Source organism: Methanospirillum sp. (assembly GCF_028679455.1).
Lineage (GTDB): Archaea > Halobacteriota > Methanomicrobia > Methanomicrobiales > Methanospirillaceae > Methanospirillum.
This window is the reverse complement of sequence record NZ_JAJRBM010000131.1, coordinates 1-3,986: the sequence shown is the minus strand read 5'-3', so window position 1 is coordinate 3,986 and position 3,986 is coordinate 1. Positions and strand designations below refer to the sequence as shown.

The 3,986-nt window shown below is 48.3% G+C and carries 4 protein-coding genes; 2 read left to right on the top strand and 2 right to left on the bottom strand.

The genetic code is table 11. The annotated features are described in order from the left end of the window. Window positions 1–661: 661 nt before the first annotated feature. Both LUQ50_RS04520 and LUQ50_RS04515 read right to left on the bottom strand, forming a co-directional pair. Window positions 662–1,420, bottom strand: a complete 759-nt coding sequence (locus LUQ50_RS04520) for a dihydroorotate dehydrogenase electron transfer subunit (RefSeq protein ID WP_300036818.1) — start codon at window positions 1,418–1,420, stop codon at window positions 662–664. Beyond that, window positions 1,413–2,300: a dihydroorotate dehydrogenase gene (locus tag LUQ50_RS04515; protein ID WP_300036815.1), complete on the bottom strand. Its 888-nt coding sequence runs from the start codon at window positions 2,298–2,300 to the stop codon at window positions 1,413–1,415. The genes LUQ50_RS04520 and LUQ50_RS04515 overlap by 8 nt, the downstream gene beginning before the upstream one ends. Window positions 2,301–2,356: 56 nt before the next feature. On the opposite strand from LUQ50_RS04515, the gene LUQ50_RS04510 reads away from it, so the two are divergent. Together LUQ50_RS04510 and LUQ50_RS04505 are read left to right on the top strand one after the other, a co-directional pair. Next, window positions 2,357–3,229, top strand: coding sequence for a lactate dehydrogenase (locus LUQ50_RS04510; RefSeq protein WP_300036813.1), 873 nt, complete (start codon window positions 2,357–2,359; stop codon window positions 3,227–3,229). Further along, a partial coding sequence (locus LUQ50_RS04505; protein ID WP_300036810.1) for a 3'-5' exonuclease occupies window positions 3,229–3,986 on the top strand: 758 nt, incomplete at its 3' end. The genes LUQ50_RS04510 and LUQ50_RS04505, both read left to right, overlap by 1 nt.

Genomic DNA, 3,986 nt, shown 5'->3' with positions numbered 1-3,986 from the left:
TTCCTCTGTCGAACCCGTTGTATCACCGCAGTGATACTCGTTCGGGTTCCCATCTAAACGGCCTCTAATGTTACTCCCGGAACCGTATATACCTTTGCAGGCAACCAGTCTCGAAAACAACATTACCGCCGCAATCCACGCTCGTGATGAGCGTGGGATACAATAGTGGATCCCGGATCCATTTAATGATATTCACAAATTGGATCACAATGAGAAACATTCCAATTTTCTCAAGATGAAATAGTCACAGATCTTCAACTATTTGCTGTAGACGATCAAAAAGCGCAGCCATGATATCCTGCACAGGAATAGAACAGAGAACATATCAAAATGATTCAGCAGAACAGCAATGTTCACTGTAACTTATCACGCAAAAAATGACCATAAAGCAGGATATGACGTTGTGTTGATGTTTGAGAGTACCACACATGCTTGAGTATCAGCTTGATGTGGATTACGCCATATCCCACTGCATGGATTACATACCTTTGTTGCACCAAAGAACGTATAAGGTTTGTCTTTCGTAAATGGCGAAAAACAGGCAAATTTGAACCATATTTTGGAAAGAACAGATATTAAAACAATTTGTTTAGAACAGGAGTACTGCCTGGATAGAAAGGGGTGAAACCCGGATTCACGCATCTTGATCATACCCCGCCAATCAGCATCTTCTTCCTGATGCATCACGATGATGCCTACCCAGTTCGCTATTCCGAAGAATATCACCCATGAAAACCGGACCATCCCGGCACACACAAAAACCGTCAGGATCGATACAACATGAACCACATAATCCCACACCGCATTTCATGTACCGGTGAAGACTGAATTGCCCATTGTGAAGAACCCCTTTCGCATCAAGAAGATCAAAAACCGATTTCATCATCAATTCAGGCCCGCATACACAGATCGTTTCATAGCAAGAGAGATCCATATCGCGCAAAAGACCTGCCACATACCCGTGATATCCAGCAGAACCATCATCAGTGGCAATCATGAGATCTGAACAAGTTTTAAGGAAATTTGTATAAAGAAGATCAGAAGCAGATCGTGCCCCGAGTACAAAGGTAAGGCCAGGATACAGCTGCGCCAGAGGAAGTAACGGTGCGGCACCCACACCGCCTGCCACTGCCAAAATACGACCTTTGGGAGAGAAGCCATTCCCAAACGGTCCCCGAATCCCAATCATATCTCCAGGAAGCAGCCCACCCAAAACCCTGGTGGCATCGCCAACAACCTGGACTGTTATCGAATCTGGTCCAGAGAGGGCCATTGGAATCTCATCAATCCCAGGAATCCAGACCATCACAAACTGACCAGGTTCGGCATCAAACCGTCTGTCAAAAAATATCGTCTTTACAGAAGGAGTCTCCCCAACGACACGGGTTATCGCAACGATGACAGGGAGCTGATCAGTCATGAGCGCACCCCACAATTTCTGCAGGAGATATACCATCAGTTCCGTACAGATTACCAGTAATCTCTCTGAACAGCCCCGGGTTCCCACGCAATGCTGAACCTATCTCAACGGCAGATGCACCAGCCATCATCAGTTCAAGTACATCCGCTGCTGATGATACCCCCCCACATCCAATAACCGGAATCTCACATGCACCATACAGTTCGTATACACACCTGACTGCGATTGGAAATATCGCTTTACCGGAAAGTCCTCCAAACCGGTTTCCAAGGACAGGCTTTCGGATCTCCGGGGAGATCCGCATCGCTTTTACGGTATTGATTGCCACCAGGGCGTTAGCACCCCCATCTTGAGCTGCGATACCGACTGTTGTGATATCAGTAACATTAGGAGTAAGTTTTACCCAGACAGGTTTGTGAAACCGGGAAACTGCTGCGGTACATGCCTCTACAAGATCCGGGTTCGTCCCTATCTGTGCCCCATACCCGGATGCATGGGGACAACTGACATTCAGTTCAAAAGCTGCTGCGGAGTCTACAAACCATGATGCAACGGTACCAAACTCATCCGGGTTTCCTCCAAAGATGCTGACAATAACCGGCTCACCTTTCAATTGATCCAGTTCTCCCCTGAAATCAGATGACGGATTAGGAAGACCCATCGCATTGAGAACACCGTCTTCAAGAACCACAAGACACGGCCCTGCATGACCGCTCCTTGGTTCCGGCCCGATAGACTTGGAGACCACCGCTCCTGCTCCTTCACGAAGCATACGCGCAAGAGATGAACCACAGGTACCAAGAACACCGGCGGCAAGGATGAGATGATTACGTAATGTAACCCCCCCTACCTCAACCGGGCCGCTTTGAAGTTGAATCATTATCAGAGAGATCGATATGATGGTAGTTATGTATTCGCCATACGTATGAGTATGGCATGACAAGCCTCGCAATATTCGGAGCAGGAACTATAGGAGGGGGAGTAGCCAACCTTCTCAATGCCCGGGGCCTGGTCAGCAGACTCGTGATCTATGACCGGAATCACGATCTTCAGGAAGCACAGAGGCTTGATATTCTTCACACCGGAACACCGGTCACCATCTCGACCGATCCAGAGGAGATTGCTGCGTGTGATATCGTTATCTGTACCGCAGGACTCCCCCGGAATACGTCAGTAAAAACACGGGCAGACCTTCTACATACCAACCTACCGGCAGCTGAAAATTGTGCAGAATATCTAAAAGGTTTTTCAGGAATCCTCATCGTGATCACCAACCCCATGGATATCATCACCTATCATCTTCATACGCTCACCAAAATTCCACGAACCCGGATCATCGGGTTCGGAGGTCAGTTGGATAGTGCCCGGTTCTCGTTTGCTCTCCATAACAGAGGAGTATTCGAAATGGGCATTATCCTGGGTGAGCATGGAGAACATCAGGTACCGGTATACAGCAGACTGGAAGCAGTTATCCCAAACAATACCAGGCAAGAGATACTGACCGGACTTCGGGGTGCAAGTATGGAGATCATCAGGGGAAAAGGAGCAACCGAATTCGGACCTGCATGGCACATTTCCGAACTGGTCAGGATGATCCTTTCGGATGCCAGATCCGTGGTACCCTGTTCCTGTGTCCTTAACGGTGAATATGGAATATCCGGCTGTTCGCTTGGTGTGCCTGCGATCATAGGGAGAGAAGGTATCTGCTCGATAGAAGAGTGGGCACTGGATCCCTGGGAACAGCAGCATATGAATGAGGCCGGGGCATTTGTTTCCAGTCTCTGCAACGGGCTTGTAAGGGAGCGTTAATGAAATCCACTGATAAACAGGAGAGCATATTGCAGGGAACAGGAGAGGATAGAAGAGAATCCGACAAAACAGGCATGGCCCTCGGGCTGAATCAGGTTGAATATTCAAACGGGCCTGAAGGACCGGTGATTCACCTCTATGGAAGAGAGACAAACGGAACACCACATGAGATTTTGATCATCGGGTTTCAGCCATATTTATACATTAAAGCCGACCAGATCTCAAGACCTGTTCCCATGCAGGTCATCAGAATCGATGACACGCCCTATTGGTCAATCCACCGTGAGGAGGTCCGCAGGATGTACACCCAGCGACCTACCGATGTCAGGGATGTAAGGAATGATTATTCCCATTTTGAAGCTGACATCCCCTTCGCAACCAGGTTTATGATCGACCGGGGGATAACCGCAGGAGTGAGGATTCCAGATGGCCATTACCAGGTTCCGTACGAACAGGTGATCCCTGAGGATGTCAAGGCACCAACCAGGTACTGTATCCTAGACATTGAGTGTCAGGATGACAAAGGGGGCCTGCCTGATCCCGAACGGGACTCAATCATCTGTATCACTGCATGGGATTCATTTGATGATGCGTATAAAACCTTTATTCTCCAGAATCAGGAAAAAACCATAACCCGCGAACTTATTAAATCAATAAGCCCGCTGGAGAGTGGGTGTTTTAACACAGCCTGCCATGAGGTTCTAATCTACGCAACTGAGAAGGAGCTCCTCTCCGGGTTCGCAGCCTATATCAATGA